Annotated in this window: 27 protein-coding genes; 10 read left to right on the top strand and 17 right to left on the bottom strand. The window is 38.3% G+C overall.

All coding sequences use genetic code 11. The annotated features are described in order from the left end of the window. Window positions 1-59 precede the first annotated feature (59 nt). The 10 genes from EXS92_RS07205 to EXS92_RS07160 all read right to left on the bottom strand — a co-directional run bounded on the left by EXS92_RS07205 (window position 60) and on the right by EXS92_RS07160 (window position 7,161). Window positions 60-896, bottom strand: a complete 837-nt coding sequence (locus EXS92_RS07205) for an outer membrane protein (protein WP_165516013.1) — start codon at window positions 894-896, stop codon at window positions 60-62. 29 nt (window positions 897-925) lie between these two features. Next, window positions 926-1,708 carry a flagellar sheath lipoprotein HpaA gene (gene hpaA, locus EXS92_RS07200; RefSeq protein WP_021176660.1) on the bottom strand — a complete coding sequence of 261 codons (783 nt, stop codon included), beginning with the start codon at window positions 1,706-1,708 and terminating at the stop codon, window positions 926-928. Between the two features lie 118 nt (window positions 1,709-1,826). Further along, window positions 1,827-2,303, bottom strand: a complete 477-nt coding sequence (gene moaC, locus EXS92_RS07195) for a cyclic pyranopterin monophosphate synthase MoaC (protein ID WP_001131535.1) — start codon at window positions 2,301-2,303, stop codon at window positions 1,827-1,829. Window positions 2,304-2,311: 8 nt separating this feature from the next. Then, window positions 2,312-2,842, bottom strand: coding sequence for a molybdopterin adenylyltransferase (mog, locus tag EXS92_RS07190; protein ID WP_078264732.1), 531 nt, complete (start codon window positions 2,840-2,842; stop codon window positions 2,312-2,314). 12 nt (window positions 2,843-2,854) lie between these two features. Then, complete coding sequence (locus tag EXS92_RS07185; RefSeq protein ID WP_165516012.1) at window positions 2,855-3,292, bottom strand: molybdenum cofactor biosynthesis protein MoaE; 438 nt, start codon at window positions 3,290-3,292, stop codon at window positions 2,855-2,857. Beyond that, complete coding sequence (locus EXS92_RS07180; protein WP_000230573.1) at window positions 3,293-3,514, bottom strand: MoaD/ThiS family protein; 222 nt, start codon at window positions 3,512-3,514, stop codon at window positions 3,293-3,295. A 74-nt stretch (window positions 3,515-3,588) separates the two neighbouring features. Next, the gene (gene ribA / locus EXS92_RS07175; protein WP_000825028.1) at window positions 3,589-4,167 is read right to left on the bottom strand and encodes a GTP cyclohydrolase II; all 579 of its coding nucleotides are present in this window, start codon (window positions 4,165-4,167) and stop codon (window positions 3,589-3,591) included. Window positions 4,168-4,255: 88 nt separating this feature from the next. Beyond that, complete coding sequence (locus EXS92_RS07170; protein ID WP_238701918.1) at window positions 4,256-5,032, bottom strand: DUF3943 domain-containing protein; 777 nt, start codon at window positions 5,030-5,032, stop codon at window positions 4,256-4,258. A 151-nt stretch (window positions 5,033-5,183) separates the two neighbouring features. Beyond that, the gene (locus EXS92_RS07165; RefSeq protein ID WP_000603430.1) at window positions 5,184-6,218 is read right to left on the bottom strand and encodes a bifunctional 3,4-dihydroxy-2-butanone 4-phosphate synthase/GTP cyclohydrolase II; all 1,035 of its coding nucleotides are present in this window, start codon (window positions 6,216-6,218) and stop codon (window positions 5,184-5,186) included. A 97-nt stretch (window positions 6,219-6,315) separates the two neighbouring features. Continuing rightward, window positions 6,316-7,161, bottom strand: coding sequence for a glycosyltransferase family 25 protein (locus EXS92_RS07160; RefSeq protein WP_165516010.1), 846 nt, complete (start codon window positions 7,159-7,161; stop codon window positions 6,316-6,318). A gap of 81 nt (window positions 7,162-7,242) precedes the next feature. On the opposite strand from EXS92_RS07160, the gene EXS92_RS07155 reads away from it, so the two are divergent. Beyond that, on the top strand, window positions 7,243-7,863 hold the full coding sequence (locus EXS92_RS07155; protein WP_165516009.1) for a M48 family metallopeptidase: 621 nt from the start codon (window positions 7,243-7,245) through the stop codon (window positions 7,861-7,863). Window positions 7,864-7,873: 10 nt separating this feature from the next. Here the strand turns inward: EXS92_RS07155 and EXS92_RS07150 are convergent, their stop codons facing one another. The 6 genes from EXS92_RS07150 to EXS92_RS07125 all read right to left on the bottom strand — a co-directional run bounded on the left by EXS92_RS07150 (window position 7,874) and on the right by EXS92_RS07125 (window position 13,651). Next, entirely contained in the window at window positions 7,874-10,252 is a 2,379-nt protein-coding gene (locus EXS92_RS07150) for a TonB-dependent receptor family protein (protein WP_165516008.1), read from the bottom strand. A gap of 209 nt (window positions 10,253-10,461) precedes the next feature. Continuing rightward, window positions 10,462-10,821, bottom strand: a complete 360-nt coding sequence (gene acpS, locus EXS92_RS07145) for a holo-ACP synthase (RefSeq protein ID WP_165516007.1) — start codon at window positions 10,819-10,821, stop codon at window positions 10,462-10,464. A gap of 6 nt (window positions 10,822-10,827) precedes the next feature. Continuing rightward, on the bottom strand, window positions 10,828-11,379 hold the full coding sequence (gene fliL, locus EXS92_RS07140; RefSeq protein ID WP_000797032.1) for a flagellar basal body-associated protein FliL: 552 nt from the start codon (window positions 11,377-11,379) through the stop codon (window positions 10,828-10,830). 8 nt (window positions 11,380-11,387) lie between these two features. Further along, on the bottom strand, window positions 11,388-11,990 hold the full coding sequence (rsmD, locus tag EXS92_RS07135; protein WP_165516006.1) for a 16S rRNA (guanine(966)-N(2))-methyltransferase RsmD: 603 nt from the start codon (window positions 11,988-11,990) through the stop codon (window positions 11,388-11,390). Continuing rightward, window positions 11,969-12,295, bottom strand: a complete 327-nt coding sequence (locus EXS92_RS07130) for a dihydroneopterin aldolase (protein ID WP_165516005.1) — start codon at window positions 12,293-12,295, stop codon at window positions 11,969-11,971. Before EXS92_RS07130 ends, rsmD begins: the two co-directional genes overlap by 22 nt. A gap of 345 nt (window positions 12,296-12,640) precedes the next feature. Then, window positions 12,641-13,651, bottom strand: coding sequence for an SAM-dependent methyltransferase (locus EXS92_RS07125; RefSeq protein ID WP_165516018.1), 1,011 nt, complete (start codon window positions 13,649-13,651; stop codon window positions 12,641-12,643). Window positions 13,652-13,784: 133 nt separating this feature from the next. Here EXS92_RS07125 and EXS92_RS07120 point away from each other — a divergent pair, with 133 nt between their 5' ends. From EXS92_RS07120 to egtV, 7 genes are all read left to right on the top strand, one after another. After that, a complete protein-coding gene (locus tag EXS92_RS07120; protein ID WP_165512918.1) occupies window positions 13,785-14,402 on the top strand; it encodes an MBL fold metallo-hydrolase in 618 nt (205 codons plus the stop codon). Beyond that, entirely contained in the window at window positions 14,403-15,170 is a 768-nt protein-coding gene (locus tag EXS92_RS07115; protein WP_165516004.1) for a HesA/MoeB/ThiF family protein, read from the top strand. A gap of 15 nt (window positions 15,171-15,185) precedes the next feature. Then, a complete protein-coding gene (gene motA / locus EXS92_RS07110; protein WP_000366185.1) occupies window positions 15,186-15,959 on the top strand; it encodes a flagellar motor stator protein MotA in 774 nt (257 codons plus the stop codon). Window positions 15,960-15,961: 2 nt separating this feature from the next. Then, on the top strand, window positions 15,962-16,735 hold the full coding sequence (gene motB / locus EXS92_RS07105) for a flagellar motor protein MotB (protein WP_165516003.1): 774 nt from the start codon (window positions 15,962-15,964) through the stop codon (window positions 16,733-16,735). Further along, the gene (locus EXS92_RS07100) at window positions 16,732-17,178 is read left to right on the top strand and encodes a hypothetical protein (protein WP_001081239.1); all 447 of its coding nucleotides are present in this window, start codon (window positions 16,732-16,734) and stop codon (window positions 17,176-17,178) included. The genes motB and EXS92_RS07100 overlap by 4 nt, the downstream gene beginning before the upstream one ends. Window positions 17,179-17,245: 67 nt before the next feature. Further along, window positions 17,246-18,907, top strand: a complete 1,662-nt coding sequence (egtU, locus tag EXS92_RS07095; protein ID WP_165516002.1) for an ergothioneine transport permease/ergothioneine binding protein EgtU — start codon at window positions 17,246-17,248, stop codon at window positions 18,905-18,907. A gap of 1 nt (window position 18,908) precedes the next feature. Continuing rightward, window positions 18,909-19,550, top strand: a complete 642-nt coding sequence (egtV, locus tag EXS92_RS07090; protein ID WP_165516001.1) for an ergothioneine transport ATP-binding protein EgtV — start codon at window positions 18,909-18,911, stop codon at window positions 19,548-19,550. Between the two features lie 11 nt (window positions 19,551-19,561). Here the strand turns inward: egtV and EXS92_RS07085 are convergent, their stop codons facing one another. After that, a complete protein-coding gene (locus EXS92_RS07085; protein WP_000468793.1) occupies window positions 19,562-19,741 on the bottom strand; it encodes a hypothetical protein in 180 nt (59 codons plus the stop codon). Here EXS92_RS07085 and EXS92_RS07080 point away from each other — a divergent pair. Both EXS92_RS07080 and uvrC read left to right on the top strand, forming a co-directional pair. After that, window positions 19,733-20,194 (top strand): hypothetical protein, encoded by a 462-nt coding sequence (locus EXS92_RS07080; protein WP_000437179.1) that lies wholly within the window; start codon window positions 19,733-19,735, stop codon window positions 20,192-20,194. The two genes, EXS92_RS07085 and EXS92_RS07080, sit on opposite strands and share 9 nt — an antisense overlap. Next, complete coding sequence (uvrC, locus tag EXS92_RS07075; RefSeq protein WP_165516000.1) at window positions 20,195-21,979, top strand: excinuclease ABC subunit UvrC; 1,785 nt, start codon at window positions 20,195-20,197, stop codon at window positions 21,977-21,979. It abuts the gene before it with no gap. Window positions 21,980-21,985 lie beyond the last annotated feature (6 nt).

The following is a 21,985-nucleotide window of genomic DNA, read 5'->3' as shown; positions in this document are numbered from 1 at the left end:
TGTTTTAATTCCGGTTGATAAAAAGCGGTTTTAATTCTGGTTTTCAAAAATTTAAAAAACTAAAAATCATAAGTTGAAGTGAGATAGACAGAAATATTGCGCTTGAAATGAAGGGTGTATAAAGGGGTTTTAAAATAATCGTTAATTAAAAAGGGGATGCGCGCGCCCAATTCTATCGCCCAATTCTTATACCTTGAAAAGCGGTAACGATACCCCACATTCAACATCACTTGAAACATGTAAGGGTGATAAACGCTCAAAGGATCTTTGGCCCACTTTTTAAAAATCTTTGTTTCATAAAACCAGGTTTCTCCCACAAGATTCATCCCTAAAATCAGCGTCCCAAAAGCGCGTTTGTATAAAAAGTCAGCTCCCGCGCCATAAAAAATAGCGTTGATAAAAGTCTCTTTTCTTTGCAATTTTTCTCTATAGCTTTTAGGGATTTGCGAACTCTCTCTCAAACTATCGCCCAATACGCCCTTATTTTTAAGAAAAAACCCATAAGCATAATCCAAAGAAATATAAAAGCGGAAACCATAGTGCTCTTTTTTAGGAAAAAATTGTTTATAGCCATAAATCAAACTGACTTCAGCAAAAGGAATGTCTCGGTATTTTGAATGGTTTTCAAATTTTTCCCTGCTCTGTAGCCATGACATTTGCACCACGCTTGTGCCATAATAGTGGGAGCTTTTGTCTATGTTAAAAAGTTTTCTTTTAGGCTTTTTAGACTCAGCAAAACATGGAGGGTGGGTTTTACCCCTTAAACACTTCTTGGCTAAAAACCGCTGAAATCCTAGATCTTCTTTTTTGATGATGGTGTAAGTAACCAGATCATCAGCCCTTAAATACACGCTTAAAAAGAACGCTAAAAACCCCTTTTTAAGCAGTTTGTTCAAGCGTTCTTTATCTTATGCGTTATTTGTTTTTATCGGTTTCTTTTGCCTTTTAATTCCTTGGCGTCTTTTTGATAAGATTCTAAATTCTTTTGAGTGAGCTTTTTGTCTATTTCTTGCATGATATTTGCAAAAATCTTGTTCAAAGCGCTCTTGATCGCGTCATTAGAATTATCCGTTCCCTTAACCATAGTGCTAACTAACCCTCCGCTATGGCTTGAATGGGTGGTTTTTAAGAATTTTTCTTGGATGTCCAACTCGCTCAAATCCATCGTAAAGGAATCTAAAGATTCCCCACTCATAGGCTCTAGTATGGTAACCTTAATAAACCCGGCCGGGATTAAAACCCCTTCCATTTTATCCAAACCGGTAGAGAATAATAACCCGGGTTCTGATTTTTTCTGTATGGTTCTTTTAGGATCGGGGCGTAAAACAATTTCGCCATTCATAGCGACAGCCAAATACCCTTCTTTTTTTTGCGCAAAAGAAAAATCGTCTTTATCGCTACTATCCACATTGATAACCTTGTAGCCCTGATTTTGCAAGATCTCTTCAACTTTAAGCGTGGTTTGATTCTTAAATTTGTTTTCATACTCTTTAGCAATATTATCGCTGTATTGGAAAGCTGGCTTTAAAAGTAAAATCTTTTCATCTAACGCTTGAACCTTCTCGCTAGCTGGATGGTAATTCAATTTCAAAGCGACTTCATTGGTTTCAATAATATGCGGGCTACACCCCACTAATAAAGCCACCACGCTCGCGCCTAAAAGGTATTTTTTCCATGCAAAATCCTTAAAATGACCATTTGTTTTCATCGTTCTATCCTTGATTGTAATATTTCAGACTTCTATAACAACAAATACGAAGCAACCAACACGCTTTTGTTGTCAAAATGTTATTTTACCCTAACATCTTTAGATTATCAGTCTTTTTCTATTTTTTAGCGTTGTAATCCCCACTTTTGCCTCCACTTTTATGCTCCAACATCACACCGCTAATTGTCATGCTCTTATCAATGGCTTTCACCATGTCATAAATGGTTAAAAGCCCTACGCTCACACTCATTAGCGCTTCCATTTCCACGCCCGTTTTAGCTTGAGTTTTGACTCTCGCATAGAGTTTAAAACTGCAAGTCTCTTTTTCTTCTAAAATATCAATATCCACCCCATTGAGCATGATTGGATGGCACATGGGAATGAGCTCGCTTGTCTTTTTAGCCCCCATAATCCCAGCAATAATAGCAGTCTGTAACACCGGACCCTTTTTGACGCCATGATTGATAATAGCGTCATAAGCCTCTTTATTCATGCTGATACGACCGCTTGCTAGAGCGATTCTTTCAGTGGTTTCCTTATCCCCTATATCCACCATTTTAGGCTGATTTTCTTCATTCAAATGAGTGAGCGGCATTTTTTACCTTATTGTTTGGGGCGAAACGCTTGAATGTTTTTTTCATTCACTTGCATGTAATTCCCTAAAATCAAATCCACGCAATAAGGAACCGCTGGAAAAACCGCTTCTAAACACTCTCTAATGCTTTTTGGCTTACCAGGAAGATTGATGATCAAACTCTTATTCCTGATGCCAGCGCTCTGGCGCGATAGGATCGCTGTAGGCACGTATTTTAAGCTAGTCATTCGCATAAGCTCTCCAAAACCAGGAAGCATTTTTTGGCACACTTTTTCTGTGGCTTCTGGGGTTATGTCTCTTAAAGCAGGGCCTGTGCCTCCTGTGGTAACGACTAGATCGCATTGGTATTCATCGCACATTTTAATCAGCGATTTTTCAATCAAATCCCTTTCATCAGCGACAATTTCATAATGGAATTCTAAAGGATTGAGCAGGTATTCGCTCATCACTTCTTGTATCGCTTTCCCGCTTAAATCTTCATAAATCCCTTTTGACGCTCTATCGCTCGCGCTCAAAACGCCTATATGAATCGTTTGCATTTTAACTCCTTTTCAAGCTAAAAGCCCACTCCCTTTTAAAGGGTGGCTTCTTTCTTTAGCGTAAATGCGTTCATTATCAATCAAATCGTATTTCCAAATAGGAGCGTTACGCTTAAAATCTTCAATAAAATCTTGGTATAGTTCTAAGGCATTTTTTCTATTCTTTCCCATTAAAACGCATAAAAATGAGCTTTGTCCTATCAAAACATCGCCCACGCTGTGTGCCATTTTTAACACCACGCCCAAATCTTTGGCTTTATGGTGCCATTTTTCAAACCAAGTCTTTAATAGCGCTTCATAAATATCAAAACTCAAGCCTTGAATGTTATCCTCTTTTCTCACAATCCCCACAAACACACAAAACGCTCCAAAGTTTTTAATGCAAGCTTCCTCTTGATAGGCTTTCAAAAGCTTGTCAGTATCCAATGCCCCTTGAATGATTTTTAACACCTAGCCCCCACAAACCGGTGGCAACAAACTTACCACATCGCCATCTTTTAAAGGCGTGTTTAAATTGTCTATTAAGTGATCATTAAGGGCTATCGCGCAAACGCCCAACCACTCTTTTAGGCCCTCTTTTTCCTGTAAAATCGCTCTTAATTCTTTCAAATCATTCGCTTTGATGAAAAAATTTTCTTCTTTTATGGGTCCAAAAAATCGCACTTCTACCATCATTTACCCTTATATTCAATCTTTTAAAGCATGATTTTAATATTTTTAAAACCTCTTTAAAGCGCTCATAATTTTCACAATAAATGCCCCATTTTGAGCTTTTTAACTTCCAAATACCCTTGATTGTGTTCGTTAGCGCACACGATCAAGCTCTCTCTTGTTACTTCAGCGTATTTTTCTAAAGCGGCGATTTTTTTAGGGTTGTTTGTGAGTAAGCGCATTTTTTTAATGCCGTAATATTCTAAAATTTCACCCGCAACACTATAATCCCTTTCATCGTCTTTAAACCCTATCATTTCATTGGCTTGAATGGTATCATAGCCTTTATCCTGTAAAGCGTAGGCATTGACTTTGTTAAATAGCCCTATCCCACGCCCTTCTTGGCGCAAATAAATCACTAGCCCCCCTTCTTTAGAAATCCTTTCTAACGCCATTTGCAACGCCCCCCCGCAATCGCATTTTTGAGAGCCTAGAGCATCACCCGTTAAGCATTCTGAATGCAAACGCACTAAAGGGTTTTGAGAAAAATTAGGGGTGAAAATGACTAAATGATCTTTAGATCCATTAGAACCCTTTTCTCTAAAACACTGGATACAAAACTCCCCAAATTGAGTGGGTAATTTGGCTTGGTTAGAGACTTCTAATCGTTTCAAGGATACTCCTAAAATTAGTTTTAAAACGCGTCTTTTAAAAAAAGGTATTCTATCAAAACTCTTTATAATTTTCTTAAATTTTAAATTCTTAAAATTTGTAAGTCAAATTCAAACCATTAGGGCTTAAATTAGAACGGATTTCATGTTTATTATAAATCCCTAAAGCTTCCCCAAGCCCTAAATCCCTAATGATAAAACCGATAGGATCCATAAGAGCGATAACTAAACGCCCTAAAAATAAAGAGCCAAAAAGCTTGCCTTCGTTGCGTTGGATGTAGCGCGTGAGCTGGTAAAACCCTTCCCCTAAAATGGAGCCTAATAAAGGCGTGATCACTAGATCCTGCCAGCTAGGCACCTCCACAAACGCTTCCAAGCCATATTCCCAAAAAAGCGTGGAAGTGATAAAAGAAAAAAACGCTGATGCCATCCAACCAAACCCAGCCATGCGCGGTTGCATGTAATACATAGCCCCAAAATAAGGGTGCAAAATTTCATTAAAAATAAAACTATCGTTGTCTAGTTTTGGCCCCATGCGGACATTTTCAAACCAACTTTTGATCCCAAACTTTTCTCTATCCCAATTCGTTACGCTCTCTGGCATGAGATACAACCCCACAATCCCTATCACCAACGACACGCCCAAAATCCCTATACTTGTGCCTAAATATTTCCAACGGCTATTTGGGGCATAAGGGATCGTATTGCTCTTTTTAAACTTCTTTTTAAAGTGTTGCCAAATAAGATTTTTAGGACTTCGTCTGAGCGTTTCTTCTAATTGAATGCTGTTAGCGTTTAAAAAACTACAGCCTAACCCCCAAATAATAACGCAAACTACCCAAATCTTTTGGAAAGTTTTTAGGAATATTTTCAATAATATTTTTAGGAATGTTTTTAATGAAATCAGCATAAACTCTATTATTACTCTCATCAGGTTGCAAACTTTATTGCTTGACTTAAAAAGAGTTTATTATATCTTAAAAACATTACAACACATTCAATAAAACTTAACAAGCCTTTTAAAGGCTAATCGTTTCTACAAGCTTAAGCCCAAACCCGCTCAAAGCCTTATACTGCCTGTCTTCACAAGAGCTTAAGAGCCTGAAATCCTTTACCCCCAAATTTTTTAACACTAACGCCCCGATCCCAAAATCTTTAACGATATTGTTTTGTTCAGAATGGGTGTTCATAAAGATCAAATAGCCCCCTTCGCGCTTTAAATATTCTAACGCTTTAAAAAACACTTCAAACGCATCAGTCGTTAAAAAATCAAAATCCTCTTTGATAGGGTGGAAACGCACTAAAGGGGCTAAATCATGGGTTTTTGCGCCTTTAAATTTAAAAGCGTAATGGTTTTTTTGCTGGTGATCTAAAAAAGTGTAGCATTGCGTTTGGTGTTTTAAAAATTCCCTTTCTTCTTGGCAAAACATTTTCAATAAACTTTCATTTTCCAAACGATAGCTAATCAAATCAGAGACATAAAGGGTTTTAAGGTTGTGCTTAAGGGCAAAGTCGCTCAAAAATTTATCCCCTCTCCTCGCCATAGAGCCGTCTTCTTTCATGATTTCACAAATCACGCTCACCGGCTTTAATCCAGCTAATTTGCACAAATCCACGCTCGCTTCAGTATGACCGGTGCGCGCTAGCACGCCTCCATCTTTTGCAATCAAAGGGAAAATATGCCCCGGGCGCACAAAATCGCTCGGTTTGGTGGTGTCTTTACATAATAATTCAATCGTTAGATGCCTTTCAAAAGCAGAAATCCCAGTTCTGGCTTCTTTAGCGTCAATGGACACCGTGAAAGCGGTCTCATGGTTAGAATCATTCACGCTAACCATAGGGGGTAATTCAAATTTTTTCGCTAAATCTTTAGTCAAAGACACGCAAATCAACCCCCTAGCATGCGTAGCCATGAAATTGATTTTCTCAGGGGTAGAAAAAATCCCGGCTAAAACCAAATCCCCTTCATTTTCTCTGTCTTCATCATCCATAACAATAAGCATTTCGCCATTTTTATACGCTTCTAAAGCTTCAGTAACTCTTCTTAAGATCATTCTAACTCCCTAAAGTCTCATTCCCCCTAGTCTAATTCAAATTAAAACTTAATTTAGATTATAAAAACAAGAAATATAGCATGTTTAATAACGATTATCACTTGATTATATGATTAGGAAAAAACGATTTCAAAATATTCCATTGTTGAATCGCGCTTTTGTGTAAAAAACGGCCAATCCTAATGCTTAAAGGTAATTTTTTAGGCCTTTGTTTTTCTGTGTTGGAGTTTTGAGCGTTCATCTCATCGCAAGTGATCGCAAATTCTTCTAACACATAATTTTTGACCCCATGCCAATAATGCCTATCCATCACGCAATCTATAGGCATCACCCATTCTTTCGCGCTGTATTTCAACAATTTTTGCGCGGCTTTTGGGGCTAAAACATACCCTTGAGTGCCAATGCCATCTTTAAAATTTAAGATTTGAGAAACCCCTTTAACGGGAGTTTTTTGTTTAGCCACATTTTCTTCTAAATGCATCAAGCGGATATAGCCTAACTCGTTGATGTGCTGGCGGCAAAATTCCAAACTCTCTTTAAAATGTTCTTTTACAATAATATCGTCTTCTAAAATACAGATCGCTTCATTGAGCTCTATGCATTTTTGCCACAAGGAATAATGGCTCGCATAGCACCCAAGCTCCCCAAACCCCATCCTCTTCCCGCAATGCTTGAGCGCGTAAAAGAAATTTTTTAACGCGCAAGGGGGGTGTTTTTCATTCTTACAAAAAGCCCATAAATCTTCAACCATAAAAGAAGGGTGCAAATGCTCTAAAATCAAGGGGTGTAATTGAGTGGGAGAGATTTTAGAATAGATTGCATCAAAAATTTCATAAGAGATCCCTTGAAGTTTAAGGTTCTCTAAAAGGGGGGTTATATGAGTTTCTTTTAAAGAAAAATTTTGACAGGTTTTTGGGCTTAAATGAATAATAAAAACACGCATGTTAGCCTTAATTCTTAATGCAAATAAAATCAATATTAAACAGACTCACATTCTAGCGCAAATTTTAGTAAAATACGCATTATGTTAGATGATATTCCTATTACCATTCAAAAAAGTAAAAAGATCAAAACCCTAAGCTTGAATATCACGCCCTCTTTAGAAGTGATTCTAAAAATGCCTGATTCTTGCTCTCAAAATAGAGCGCATGCTTTTTTAAAAGAACAGAAAGCTTGGCTACAAAAAACCCTTTCAGCCATGCAAGAAAAATACTCCCTTTTACACTCGCACCTAGAAACCTATCAAAACAAAATCCTTGTGTTTGATGAGGAAAAAAACGCCAACGATTACACCCTAACAGAGCTTAAAAAAATCTTAAAAACTTATTTGGAGCAACAACTCCCCTTGATCGCTCAAAAAATGCGAACTTCCTATACCGGTTTTAGTGTTAGGAACAACGCCAAAGTTTTAGGGAGCTGCTCTTATCATAACCGCTTGAGTTTCGCTCTTTTATTGGTTTGCGCCCCAAAAGAAGCGATTGATTACGTCATCATCCATGAGCTCGCCCACACGATCCACAAAAACCATTCCAAAAATTTCTGGCGTTGCGTTCAAACCTTTTGCCCTAATTACCGCGCTCTAAGAGATCATTTAAAACAAAAGGTTGTTTTTTATACCCAACTGCTCAAGCCATTACAGCCATAAACGTTAAGCCTTAAAAATGATAGCTCACATACGCTGTGATGCTTCTGGGAGGCGCGGCTTCTTTCCCGTTAGGGCTAGTGCCTATCCCGCTAAACCAATATTTCATGTTAAAAATGTTATTGATTTGCAAGCTCGCATTGACGCTTTGATTTTTGCGTTCCCACAAAGCGCTAGAAATTTGCAAATTCCACACCCAATACCACGGCGTCATGCCCGCTGTTCTTGTAGTGATAGCCCCGTTTTTAATCGTGGGCACGTATTGAATGAAAGGCACGGTGTTTAACACATCTGTATAAGCGCGGCTATAAAAGAAAGAGCTCAACCCAATCGTGGTTTTAGCGTAAGTGTAACTCGCGTCTAAAATGAATTGGTGCGGGCTTACAAAAGGGAGCTTTTTGCCAAAAATATCTTTTTTAGGCCCTTTAGGATTAGCAGGGTTAGTAACCATTGTGTGGCTGGTGATATTAGCGTCTATGAAAGTGTAAGCCGCATGGAAATTAAGCCCCCTAATTGGCGTGTAATACAATTCCAGCTCCACGCCTTGCGATCTCGCATTGACCGGCTCTTTATTATCCCCATAGCGCCCGGTAAAATAATTATTCGCAAAAATCACAAAATAATTCGCGTTAAAACTCACTTGGTTGTTAAAATAATATCTTGAGCCGCCTTCCATGACATTAAAGATTTGAAAATAATCCGTGCTTGTGCCTACAAAACTACCGATATTGCTGAATTGGGGCGGGATATAGCTTCTTTGATAGTTGAAATAAAACAACCAATCCTTAATGGGTTTATAGCCGATATTCAGCGCCGGATTCCATTGGTTATAACGATCTTTAATAGTTTTTCCTGTTTGACCTTCTTTAAAAGGGGGAGCGTCTTTTTTTTCGTAATTTAAAAAAGTGTATCTCAAGCCCGGCGTGATCGTTAGCATGCCGTCATTGAAATTGATTTCATCGCTGGCATACACAGCGGTATAATTGTTGAAATTATTGAGTGAAGTTCCTGCATCAAACCCACTCCCATTATTAGGCACGCTAGGGTTTTTCCTGGTGGTGGATCGGCGGTATAAATCTTCGGTTAAAAACCGCATCCCCATATTAAAAGTTTGCTTGACTTTACCGGTATTGACAACGAGATTGAGTTTTGGCTCAAAGGCATTCACTACGAATCGGCGGATATTGTCAAAAAATTGCCAACAAGGGCTATTCGTGTCGCTATAAGAATACAAACCGCAATTAGGGTTAGTCGTGCTGATTTCTCCCTTTCCCTTAAAAGGTAAAATCTTGTTTTGACTGCTCATATACACGCTTTGGTATTGGTTAGAAAACCCAAAATCCCTGCTCATGTCATGCGTGAAATAAGTGAATTTAAAATCGCCCCCCACTTTCCTATCCGGATCGCCAAAGTAGTTTTGATACACGATCCCAAAGCGCTTGGCTCGCCCTCCATCTTGATTGTCAGGGCGTTCGTTCATGAAGCGGTTATAGGCGTAATCTTGCGCGCTCAAAGTGCCTGGATGGTAAGAATTGTATTGATAATACTGGTAATAAGCTTTAAAAGTATTGGTCGCATTAATCTTATAAACCGCATCCAACAAGTAGTTTTGCACCTTTGTGGGGCTGTTTTGCCTAAAACCTTGCCCATTAATCCAATTGCCTTGGGCGCTAATGCCTATATACTTACCCAACATTCCAGCCGTTCGCCCATAAGTGTTAAACAGCATCTGATTGCCTAAAGTTTGGGCTAAAGGCTTGCCTTTTTCCTCGGGATCGACAAAATTCCCATTAGAGGATCGCCCCCAAAAAGTGATCCTTTCAGCCGCTTGATTTTCCCACTCTTTTGGGATTTCTTTAGTAATGACATTCACCACGCCTCCAAAAGTGTTAGGGCCGTATTGGACGCTCGTTCCCCCCTTAATCACATCAATCCTATCCACTGACTGGAAAGTTACAGGGAAAATCGCCAATTCAATATTGGAATACGGCGCGCCATAAATGGGGATACCATTGACTAAAATCATGCCCGTATTGCTATGCCCGTTACCGCCCCCACCAAAACCGCGCACTGAAATTTTAGGCAACACGCCCGTGCCTGTAGCGTCTCTGATTTGAATCCCTGGCACATTTTGCAAAGCGTTTTCAATATTCAAATTACCCGTTTTTTTGAGTTCCTTGTTGGAAATCACCGTGCGAGAGCTTGTGGAATTACGCACCTCTTCGCTTTGCCATGAAAGCGGGGCGCTGGAATTGAATTTTTGCTCGGTGGTTGTAACTTTTTTTAAAAAATGGTGCTTATCTTTTGCGATCATAAAAGAATTAAAAGTCCAAAAAGTCAAAGCACCCAATATTAAAAAATAAGGGGTTTTTACCCTCAAATAACCATTCATTATGATAACCTTTCTCATTTAATTCAAACCGATGCATATTATAAAAATAATTATTATAATTAGCTTAAATTTTGAAGTTTGATTTTTTTTATTTGCAATTTGTTATCAAAACGATTTGAAAAAGGTTTTTAGTGTTTTTTATTTTTTTGCAAACAGCTGTTAAGCGCTTTTTAAAAACAGAATGTTACGGGAATTTTAGAATGCGTTATTTATAAATTTGACGAAGAAACCATTACAACCGCTATCGCAAAACCAGCGTCATGGCTGATGCTCGCACTCAAGCTTTGGATGTTGAAATAATCCATTTTTTCTTTAGAAAGGGTGATTAAGGGGGCGTTTTTAGGGCTTTTAGAGATTTTTATATCCAAAAAGCTCAATTCCTTACCAATACCCACTTGAAGGGCTTTAGAGCAAGCCTCTTTAAGTGCGAAAAACCCGGCGATACTACTGGATTTATCCTTGCATAAAATAATCTCACTTGGCGATAAAAAACGCTCTAAAAACTTCATTTTAAAGCGTTTTACGCACTTTTCTACCCTAGCAATAGAAACAATATCTATGCCAATCATTTAAAATTATTGGATGATAAAATCAGTGAAAAAGACATTTTTAATAAAACCATCAATCAAAAACGAATTCAAATGGCTCTTAATCTCGTCTTTAAGCTTGTTTTTGCCTTTGTTAGTAACCACTTCTTCCACGCTTTTAGACGACAGAATTTCTATAATCGTGTCTTTAATCGCTGTGTCCTTAACCTTGACTTCATTCAAAAGCTTTTCATTACTCAATTCTAACGAAATAGAAGCCTTAAGGTAGCGTCTGCCATTTTGAGAGACCAAATTCACCGCAAAAGGCGCATCAATCGCATACAAAGGCCCAAGCACTAGGTATTGCTGGATATTAGAGCCTTCTTTAGCTTCTTGATTTTTGTTCGCCATAGGATTAGCTTGAACTTCTTGGGTGTTTTTAGAAGCGTTTTCTTTAGATTCTTCCTTATTCCCCATAAGCAGCATGATAATCACTCCCACCAATAAAAGCATCACTAACACGCTTCCAATAATGACAAATAAAAGGGCTTTGCTTTTTTTTTGGGGTTGTTGTGCGGTATTTTCTTGTTCTTCTGCCATGCCTATTCCTATTGAAAATAAGTTAAAGTGGTTTTCCCGAATTTTTTCTGTTTGATTATAGCTAAAGTTACAAGACTTTTAGGCATTTCATGCATGCTTTCATGCTCAAAAACCACTAAAAGATTTTTTGGATTAAAGCGTTTCAATAACCTTTCTAAAGCTTGAAAACACTTTTCATAAATCCCTAAAAATCCGCTTGTTTCAAAAGGAGGATCTAAATAAATAATATTCAAAACGCCATTTTTTAAGCGCAGCATGGGCAAAAGCTTGAAAGCGTCATCTAAAAAGGTTTGAATTTCCATTTCTTTTTTTAAACGGTTTTTAAAGAGGGAAATATTTTCTAAAAGCGTGGCATAAGCGCTTTTATTTTGCTCAAAAAACACCGCGCTTGTTGCCCCCCTACTCAAAGCCTCTAAACCCATAGAAGCGCTGCCTGAAAACACTTCTATAAAATGCGCTCCCCTAATTTCTGCTTGCAAGGTGTTAAAAAACGACTCTCTTACGATCGCTTTGGTGGGGCGCGTGCTAGAAATGTTAGGCAAATTCAAGCCTAATCCCTTACAAGCCCCCCCAATGATCTTAAATTTTTTTACTGGCTGATGATTTGGCATAATTTTTGAGTGTATTCTTCTAGCAATTGCTGAATCTTTTGCTCTTTAGAAAATTGGATTTCTTCGCAAGGTTTTTCGCTCGTCTTTAAAGCGTGATAAAAATTTTTTATATCTTCTTTCACGCTCTGTTTAGTGAAAGGCTTTCTTAAGCACTCTTCTATAAAGCATAGGGGCTTATTGGTTTCTAGCTTTTCATTATCGCTTAAAACAAGATCGCAAACTTCCATAGGAGAAAGACAATCGCTCAAATAAAATTCCAAACTCCTTTGGATCAACAAAGACTTGCAAGAAAGAAAAATTTTCAAAAAACCCCTTTTATCCCATCAATAGATTTAAATTGTTTTAAATTATAGCAATTCTTTCTTTTTAATACCAATCTTAAATAAATACGATCAAAAATTGTTTCATTTTAAAAAAGTCAAAAAGAATGTTAAAAATAAAGTTCAAATAACATCGTTTTTTTTTTTTTTTGGTATAATGCTCGGCGAAGGTAAGAGCAAAAGGCGAAAATATTCCTTCCTTCTTTACTATAACTTATAATAAACTTTTTCATTAAAATGTCCTGATGCTCTTACCTTTCCCCCTTTAAAAATACACAAACTCTTTATTATTATTATTAATTATTATTAGATTGTCAAAATGCTTTTAATTTATATTTTATTTTTTTTCACAAACTCTAACGCTTTGAAACGCTCCCCCAAACCCCCAGGGCTAATTAGGGGCTTGATTTTAGCCGCTTCTTTTAAATACCTTTCATAACTCACGCTCTTTGAAAATACCTCCAACAATCCCATAAGCCCCATATCCAGCAAAGCGTTAGCCTGCGATTTGAAGAATGAAAATTGCGCGTGGTGTTTTTCAAACAAAAAGCGCACCAAAGAAAAATTGACATCATAGGTCAAATCGCTTTGCTGATACAAAGAAGCTAAATTGTTTAAAATATCTTTAAAATCTAGTGCTTGGTGGTTTTTAAAAGCCCTTAAATGCAGGTCCTTTCGCTCTACTTCATCGCCATAATCAAAGCTCAAAAACACCCAAGAAGAAGCCTCATTCAATTTTTCTAACAAATCCTTAATAAAAGCCTCTAAAAACAACGGCGCGCACCCTTGTTTTAAATTCAAATTTTTAAGAAGTTCTTTAGTGGGTTCATCAATATTGCCCCAAACGCCCTGATGATCATGGGTAATAAAAAGCATTTGATTGTCTTTAATGATCTCGCAAGCGAACGCGTCAAACAATTCATTAGAGATAACAAACGCATTTTCATGCCCCTTGAAATCTAGATCTTTCAGATCGCAGATCATCAAATCCAATTGCGTGGCTTGTTTGAAAATGGTTCGTTGGAGTTTTTGCAATTCCCTTAAAGGCTCACAGCTGACAAACTCGCATTTTTCCATTACGCCCACGCTCAAAGCGTTTAAAAAACTGGCTATATCGCTCAAAAAATGCCCATGATGAGAGCCAATTTCTACAATCTTTAAAGGCAAAAATAATTTTTCTTCTTCTAAAAGCTTGATGATATAAAACGCCATAGCACCCCCAAAAAACTTACTCAAAGACACCGAAGTGTAAAAATCCCCTTTTGGACCGATTAGCGCCTTTCTGTAATACCCTTTTTCGCCATAAAGCCACTCTTGCATGTAATTCCCAAACGAACGCACGATTTTCCTTTCATTCAAACTCATCTTAACCAACAATAATAGAAGCGCTATTCTAGTCAAAATCGCCTTATTTTTGCGCTATGATATTCAATAATAAAGACTTTTTAAGCTAATTTAGTAGGGAGTTAGTAGTGTGGAAATTTTAAGGCGAGAATGTGGGGCGGTGGAAGAAAACGCTTATATTGTGAAGCTTTCTAGTGGGGTGGATTTTATTATTGATCCCGGATTTTCTAGCAGTGAATGGGTGTTAAAAAACGCCAAGAACCCTAAGGCGATTTTAATCACGCATGGGCATTATGATCATGTGTGGGATAGCGCTCAATTGTCAAAAGCCCTTAAAGACACCCCCATTTACGCCCCAAAAGACGATGTGTTCATGCTAGAAAATGATATTTTCCATTTAGGCATGCCGGTTTTTAGCCCCAATTTTAGCGTGCCTTGCAATAAGGGTTGCACCACTTTAGAGATAGCAAACACTACCATTAAATACTGGCATTTTCCCGGACACACGCCCGGTTGCTCTATCATAGAAATAGAAGGGGTGATTTTTAGCGGGGATTTTATTTTTTATCGCAGCATTGGCCGTTATGATTTCCCTTATTCTAATGAAAAAGACATGAAAGAGTCCCTATTAAGGTTTCAAAATTTAGATTTCCCTAAAGACATAGAGATTTATCCAGGGCATGGGGATAAAACAAGTTTTTTTGCCGAAAGAGAGCATTCTAAAATTTGGGTTTCAAGGATGGCTTAATTGTTAAGCCGGCTAGACAAAGAGCGTTATTTGCGCCATATCATGCTAGAAGATGTGGGCGAAGAAGGCCAATTGAAGCTTTTAAAATCTAGCGTTTTAGTCATTGGAGCCGGAGGGCTTGGATCAGCGGTTTTGATGTATTTGTGTGCCGCTGGGGTAGGAAAAATAGGCATTGTGGATTTTGATGTGGTGGGTATGAGTAATTTGCAACGCCAAATCATCCATTCACAGGATTTTTTAAACCATTCTAAAACCTCTAGCGCGAAAGCGCGCTTAAAACAACTCAATGCGGGTATTGAAATAGAAACCTTTGAAGAACGCTTTAAGGCTCATAACGCTCTTCCTCTCATAGAGCCTTATGATTTTATCATAGACGCCACGGACAATTTTAACGCTAAATTTTTGATCAATGACGCTTGCGTGTTGGCCCAAAAACCCTATTCGCATGCCGGGGTTTTAAAATACAGGGGGCAAAGCATGAGCGTTTTACCTAATAGCGCATGCTTAGCGTGTATTTTTGATAAGCCTCCTAAAAAAGGATTAAATCCTCTTTCAGGGCTTTTTGGGGTTTTGCCCGGGGTTTTAGGGTGTATCCAAGCGAGCGAATGCCTTAAATATTTTTTAGGGTTTGAAACTTTACTTATAAATACTTTACTTATAGCCGATATTAAAACGATGGATTTTAAAAAAATTCAAGCACCTAAAAACCCTGAATGTAGGGTTTGTGGCACGCATAAAATCACGCATTTACAAGATTATGAAATTTAGATTAAGGGGTAAGTTTTGGATCTATCAACCATACTAGGCTTGGTATTGGCGGTCGCTTCTATTTCGTTAGGCGATATTTTAGAAGATGGCAACCCGTTGCACATTATCCATTTGAGTTCAGTCATTATCATCGTGCCTACTTCGCTTTTTGCCGCCATGACAGGCACGCATGCTCGTTACGTGAAAGCCGCTTACAAAGAGATAAAAATTGTTTTTTTAAACCCTAAAATCAATTTGAACGAAACCATTAAAAATTTAGTGGAATTAGCCACTTTAGCTAGAAAAGATGGGGTATTGAGTTTAGAGGGGCGAGTGGCGCAAATTGAAGACGATTTCACCCGTAACGGCTTGTCTATGATCATAGATGGCAAGGATTTAAAATCCGTTAAGGAAAGTTTAGAAATCAGCATTGAAGAAATGGAAGAGTATTACCACGGCGCCGCTCATTATTGGGAGACTGCCGGTGAGACCGCTCCTACTATGGGGTTAGTGGGGGCGGTTATGGGGCTTATGTTGGCCTTGCAAAAACTAGACAACCCGGCTGAAATGGCAGCAGGGATCGCTGGGGCATTTACGGCTACTGTTACAGGGATTATGTGTTCTTATGCGATTTTTGGCCCTTTTGGGCATAAGCTCAAGGCTAAGTCTAAAGACATTATTAAAGAAAAAACCGTTCTTTTAGAGGGGATTTTAGGCATCGCTAATGGGGAAAACCCAAGGGATTTAGAAAACAAACTCTTAAACTATATCGCTCCCGGTGAGCCTAAAAAATCTCAATTTGAGGGCTAAACATGGCTAAGAAAAACAAACCCACCGAATGCCCCGCTGGCGAAAAATGGGCGGTTCCTTATGCGGACTTTTTGTCGTTGTTGCTCGCGCTTTTTATCGCTCTTTATGCCATTTCAGCGGTCAATAAATCCAAAGTGGAAGCCTTAAAAACCGAATTTATTAAGATTTTTAATTACGCTCCCAAGCCAGAGGCGATGCAGCCGGTTGTAGTGATCCCGCCTGATTCAGGGAAAGAAGAAGAGCAAATGGCGAGCGAAAGCTCCAAGCCGGCTTCGCAAAATACCGAAACAAAAGCTACTATCGCTCGCAAAGGCGAAGGCAGTGTTTTAGAGCAAATTGATCAAGGCTCTGTTTTAAAACTCCCCTCTAGTTTGTTGTTTGAAAACGCTACATCAGACGCTATCAATCAAGACATGATGCTCTATATTGAACGGATCGCTAAAATCATTCAAAAACTCCCTAAAAGGGTGCATATCAATGTGAGAGGTTTTACGGATAATACGCCTTTAACTAAAACCCGTTTTAAAAACCACTATGAATTAGCCGCCAATCGCGCTTATAGGGTGATGAAAGTCCTTATACAATACGGCGTGGATCCTAACCAATTGTCTTTTTCTTCTTATGGCTCTACCAACCCTATCGCGCCTAATGACTCCCTAGAAAACAGAATGAAAAACAATCGTGTGGAAATCTTTTTTTCAACCGATGCGAACGATTTGAGTAAGATCCATTCTATTTTAGATGAAGAATTCAATCCCCACAAACAGCAAGAATGAATCGCATGAATAAAAATTATCTTTTAATCTTTTTGTTGTTAGCGAGCCTTATTGCTAGAGAAAAGGACGCTTCTTCAAACCTTTTTGATTTGATTGATAAGGGGATCAACAGAGAACAAGAACTAAAAGAGCAGGAGCAAAAAACGCGCTTAAAACTGGCTCAAAGCCCTTTAGTGGCTTTAGAGATTGTCCCCCAAGAAACGCCCTATTTAGAATGGCAAGGGGCTAGGGAGTCGTATTATTTGAAGGTGAGCGCTGTGGTGGAGAGCGTGGTTATTTTAAAAATTGACATCAATCAAGGGCGTTCTTGCTCGCTCTACCCCACGCCTAAAAGCGTTTCTTTAGTGAGGAATCAAAGCGTAGCCTATGAAATTTTATGCGAAAACCAGCCACTATGGATAGAAGTAAGCACCAATTTAGGCAAACGCACCTTTCAGTTTTAACCTGCAACCACATTAAAGAATGCCTTTAGCGTTTTAAAACCCCTTTATTCAAATAAGTTTGGTTATAATGCCAAACATGGGCGTTTTTAAACAATTGATCAAAGAATTGTATGATTGGTTGCTCCATTCTGTAGGTATGGTTATCCAGCATTTGGTTGCCATGGCGTTAAAAATAAGCGTGGTAAAATATTTGATAAAAGAATTTCATAATCGCTTCATTTACTTTATAGATTTGATCGCGCAGCATTTTATCATCGTTGCGCTTTCTAGTCTTATCGTGCTGGTGTTTGGGGTTTTGATTGGGGTTTTTGTGTTTTATAATTCAAAGGCCAGGGCGTTCTTGCTCCCTGTGGTGAATTTCCTCTACACCATCCCATCGCTTGCGTTATTCGCGTTATTCATTCCTGTGATTGGGGTGGGGTTAAAAAACGCGCTTTTAGTGTTGGTCTTATACGGCTTATTACCCATTGTCCATAGCACTTATAACGCTTTAAAAGAGGTGAGAGAAGAGGTGATTAAGGCCGCTATTGGGCTAGGGTGTAACCCCAAAGAGTTGTTTTTTAAAGTGCGATTCTTGCTCGCTATCCCCCAAATTTTAGTGGGTTTAAGGATTGCGGTGGTGATGTTAGTGGCGATGGCTGGGATTGGAGCGCTCATTGGGGCTGGAGGCTTAGGGCAGGCGATTTTTAGAGGGCTAAACACGCAAAACACCACGCTTTTAGTGGCTGGCAGCTTGATTATTGCTCTTTTTAGCGTTTTAGCGGATAAATTTGTGAGCGTCTTTCAGCATGAAAACGCCTTGCAACGCCTATTTTCTCAAAACGCCACCCAAAAACATAAAAGAAGAGTTTATATTAATTTAGCGGTGTTTCTTTTGTTATTGCTAGCGAGCGCTTTATGGCTCATTCCTAGAAACGCCATAGAAGAAAAACCCTTAGTCGTGGCTACAAAACCTAGCAGCGAGCAGTATATTTTGGGCGAGATTTTAAGCCTTTTGTTAGAAAAACACCATATCCCTATCAAGCGAGCGTTTGGCATTGGTGGGGGGACGATGAATATCCATCCGGCATTAATTAGGGGCGATTTTGATTTGTATGTGGAATATACCGGCACCGCTTGGGTGAACACGCTCAAAAACCCTTTGACTCAAAAAGTGGATTTTAAAACGATTAAAAAGCGTTATGAGAAGGAATTTAATCTTTTGTGGGTGGGGCTTTTGGGCTTTAATAACACCTATTCTTTAGCGATTTCTAAAGAAGACGCTCAAAAATACGCGATTGAAACTTTCAGCGATTTAGCCTTTCATAGCCCCAATTTTGATTTTGGAGCGGAGTTTGACTTTTTTGAAAGAGAGGACGCTTTTAAGGGCTTAGTGAAAGCTTATCGCTTTCATTTTAGAAGTTTGCATGAAATGGATATTAATTTGCGTTATAAAAGTTTTGAATCCCATAAAATCAACGCTTTAGATGTCTTCACCACAGACGCTCAAATCAAAGAGTTGGATTTAAAGGTGCTTAAGGACGATGAAGGGTTTTTCCCTAATTATCAGGCCGGTATTGTTATAAGAAAAGAAATAGTAAAAAAGTATCCTGAAGCACTAGAAATCTTAGAAAAATTGGATTCAAAAATTAACGATGAGACGATGCAGGATTTAAACTATCAGGTGGAAGTGTTGAAAAAAAGCCCTCAAATCGTAGCTAAAGATTTTTTAGAAAGCTTGGGGTTATAGCATGAAAGAAATCGTTACAATAGAGAATGTGTCTTTTAACTACCACAATCGCGCTGTTTTTAAGGATTTCAATTTAAGCATTGAAAAAGGGGATTTTTTATGCGTTTTAGGGGAGAGCGGGAGCGGTAAAAGCACGCTTTTGGGCTTGATTTTAGGGCTTTTAAAACCCAGTTTGGGGAGCGTTAAAATCTTTAATGAGACCCTTTCAAATAACGCTTTTTTACGCCAAAAAATAGGCTATATCGCTCAAGGCAATTCCTTATTTTCTCATTTAAACGCTCTACAAAACATGACCTTTTGCCTTAATTTACAAGGCATAAACAAACAAGTCGCTCAAAAAGAGGCCAAAGCCTTAGCGTTAAAAATGGGGTTAGATGAGAGCCTTATGGATAAATTCCCTAATGAATTGAGTGGGGGGCAAGCCCAAAGAGTGGGCATTATTAGGGGGATTATCCACAGACCAGAACTCATTTTATTAGATGAGCCTTTTAGCGCTTTAGATAGTTTAAATCGTAAGAATTTACAGGATCTCATCAAAGAGATACACCAAAATTCTTGTGCTACTTTCATTATGGTAACGCATGATGAGAAAGAAGCGCAAAAGTTAGCCACAAAAACCCTAGAAATCAAAGCCCTTAAATAAGAGCAATGATTTTAAGGCTCGTTTAAAAATTCTGGCGTGGTGTTATTGGTGGGCGTTTGCATAGAAGAATTAGAGCTGTTTGAAGTTTTTTTAGCGGGTTTTTCATTGAATGGGGGGGCTTTATAGCCGCAAGCTTGAATCGTTATTGCCACAAGCGTTAAAAAGCATGTTAAGATCAGTTTATGGAACAAAATATTTTCTCCTTACTCATTCAAAAAAAGTCTTATAAAAAGCTTGAAACTCTTTTGAAACTCAAAAAGCTTAAGGTTTTTATGCCTTTAAGTTTACAAGAAAATTTGCTTTTTATCTTTATAAAAGACTCTAAATTGCTTTTTGCGTTTAAAGATCTTTGGGCTTCTAAAGAATTTAACCAGCGATTCGCTAAAGAAATCAGCCATTTTTTGAACACGCAAGGGCATGCTTATGGGTTTGACGGGTTGAATGGGTTAGAAATTTTAGGTTATGTGCCTAAAGACGCGCTAAAAAAAGCCAATTTTTATGCCCCCATTAAAAAACAAGCCCGTTTTTTTCGCCCTAGCGCTTTAGGGTTGTTCCATAACCCCATTAAAGACGCTCGTTTGCATGAATGTTTTGAAAAAGCGCGCGCTTTGATCCACTACCAACGAAGTTTTTTTGAGGAATGAATGGCTGATTTATTGTCCAGTTTGAAAAACCTTCCTAATAGCAGTGGCGTGTATCAATATTTTGATAAAAACCGCCAATTACTCTATATCGGTAAAGCGAAAAACTTAAAAAAACGCATCAAAAGCTATTTTTCTATCCGCAATAATGAAATCACGCCCAATCATCGCATAAGCTTACGCATCCAAATGATGGTCAAACAAATCGCTTTTTTAGAAACCATTTTAGTGGAAAACGAGCAAGACGCTTTGATTTTAGAAAATTCTTTAATCAAGCAGCTCAAGCCCAAATACAACATTCTTTTAAGAGACGATAAAACTTACCCTTATATTTACATGGATTTTTCCACTGATTTCCCTATCCCTTTAATCACACGAAAAATTTTAAAACAGCCTGGCGTTAAATATTTTGGCCCTTTTACGAGCGGGGCTAAGGATATTTTGGACAGCTTGTATGAATTGCTCCCGTTGGTTCAAAAGAAAAATTGCATCAAAGATAAAAAGGCGTGCATGTTTTATCAAATAGAGCGTTGTAAAGCCCCATGCGAGGATAAAATCACCAAAGAAGAGTATTTAAAAATCGCTAAAAAATGTTTAGAAATGATTGAAAATAAAGACAGACTCATCAAGGAGCTTGAATTAAAAATGGAGCGCCTTTCTAGTAACTTGCGTTTTGAAGAAGCTCTCATTTACAGGGACAGGATAGCTAAAATCCAAAAAATCGCCCCTTTCACTTGCATGGATTTGGCCAAACTCTATGATTTGGATATTTTTGCTTTTTATGACGCAAGCAATAAGGCGGTGTTGGTGAAAATGTTTATGCGTGGGGGTAAAATCATTTCTTCAGCGTTTGAAAAAATCCACTCTCTTAATGGGTTTGACACTGATGAAGCGATGAAACAAGCCATTATCAATCATTACCAATCGCATTTGCCTTTAATGCCTGAACAGATCTTATTGAGCGCTTGCTCTAATGAAACGCTTAAAGAATTGCAAGAATTTATCTCTCATCAATATTCTAAAAAAATCGCTCTTAATATCCCTAAAAAAGGCGATAAGCTCGCTTTAATAGAAATCGCTATGAAAAACGCTCAAGAGATTTTTAGCCAAGAAAAAACCTCTAATGAAGATCGGATTTTAGAAGAGGTGCGCTCGCTTTTCAATTTAGAGTGCGTGCCTTATAGGGTGGAAATCTTTGACACAAGCCACCATGCCAACAGCCAATGCGTGGGAGGAATGGTCGTGTATGAAAATAACGCCTTTCAAAAAAACTCTTACCGGCGCTACCATTTAAAAGGCTCTAACGAATACACTCAAATGAGCGAGTTGCTCACCAGAAGAGCCTTAGACTTTGCTAAAGAGCCACCGCCTAATTTGTGGGTGATAGATGGAGGGAGGGCGCAATTAAACATCGCTTTAGAAATCTTAAAAAGCAGCGGGAGTTTTGTAGAAGTGATCGCTATTTCTAAAGAAAAAAGGGATTCTAAGGCTTATCGTTCTAAAGGGGGCGCTAAAGACATTATCCATACGATTAGTAATACTTTTAAATTGCTCCCTAGCGACAAACGCTTGCAATGGGTGCAAAAATTGCGCGATGAAAGCCACCGGTATGCGATAAACTTCCACAGATCCACTAAACTTAAAAACATGAAACAAATCGCTCTTTTAAAAGAAAAGGGTATAGGAGAAGCCAGCGTGAAAAAATTGTTGGATTATTTTGGGAGTTTTGAAGCGATAGAAAAAGCGAGCGAGCAAGAAAAAAACGCCGTTTTAAGAAAACGAAAATAAAGGAAA

Source organism: Helicobacter pylori (assembly GCF_011175115.1).
Taxonomy (GTDB): domain Bacteria; phylum Campylobacterota; class Campylobacteria; order Campylobacterales; family Helicobacteraceae; genus Helicobacter; species Helicobacter pylori_DF.
This window is presented reverse-complemented; position numbering and strand designations above follow the sequence as displayed.

Bases quoted from the DNA above. Each gene is read 5' to 3' on its own strand.
- egtV (WP_165516001.1), top strand. From the start codon at position 18,909: ATGAAAGAAATCGTTACAATAGAGAATGTGTCTTTTAACTACCACAAT.
- motB (WP_165516003.1), top strand. From the start codon at position 15,962: ATGGCTAAGAAAAACAAACCCACCGAATGCCCCGCTGGCGAAAAATGG.
- EXS92_RS07180 (WP_000230573.1), bottom strand. From the start codon at position 3,514: ATGGTAGAAGTGCGATTTTTTGGACCCATAAAAGAAGAAAATTTTTTC.
- EXS92_RS07160 (WP_165516010.1), bottom strand. From the start codon at position 7,161: ATGCGTGTTTTTATTATTCATTTAAGCCCAAAAACCTGTCAAAATTTT.
- rsmD (WP_165516006.1), bottom strand. From the start codon at position 11,990: ATGCCAAATCATCAGCCAGTAAAAAAATTTAAGATCATTGGGGGGGCT.
- mog (WP_078264732.1), bottom strand. From the start codon at position 2,842: ATGCAAACGATTCATATAGGCGTTTTGAGCGCGAGCGATAGAGCGTCA.
- egtU (WP_165516002.1), top strand. From the start codon at position 17,246: ATGCCAAACATGGGCGTTTTTAAACAATTGATCAAAGAATTGTATGAT.
- EXS92_RS07155 (WP_165516009.1), top strand. From the start codon at position 7,243: ATGTTAGATGATATTCCTATTACCATTCAAAAAAGTAAAAAGATCAAA.
- hpaA (WP_021176660.1), bottom strand. From the start codon at position 1,708: ATGAAAACAAATGGTCATTTTAAGGATTTTGCATGGAAAAAATACCTT.
- acpS (WP_165516007.1), bottom strand. From the start codon at position 10,821: ATGATTGGCATAGATATTGTTTCTATTGCTAGGGTAGAAAAGTGCGTA.
- EXS92_RS07165 (WP_000603430.1), bottom strand. From the start codon at position 6,218: ATGATCTTAAGAAGAGTTACTGAAGCTTTAGAAGCGTATAAAAATGGC.
- fliL (WP_000797032.1), bottom strand. From the start codon at position 11,379: ATGGCAGAAGAACAAGAAAATACCGCACAACAACCCCAAAAAAAAAGC.
- uvrC (WP_165516000.1), top strand. From the start codon at position 20,195: ATGGCTGATTTATTGTCCAGTTTGAAAAACCTTCCTAATAGCAGTGGC.
- EXS92_RS07150 (WP_165516008.1), bottom strand. From the start codon at position 10,252: ATGAATGGTTATTTGAGGGTAAAAACCCCTTATTTTTTAATATTGGGT.
- EXS92_RS07080 (WP_000437179.1), top strand. From the start codon at position 19,733: ATGGAACAAAATATTTTCTCCTTACTCATTCAAAAAAAGTCTTATAAA.
- moaC (WP_001131535.1), bottom strand. From the start codon at position 2,303: ATGCCGCTCACTCATTTGAATGAAGAAAATCAGCCTAAAATGGTGGAT.
- EXS92_RS07100 (WP_001081239.1), top strand. From the start codon at position 16,732: ATGAATCGCATGAATAAAAATTATCTTTTAATCTTTTTGTTGTTAGCG.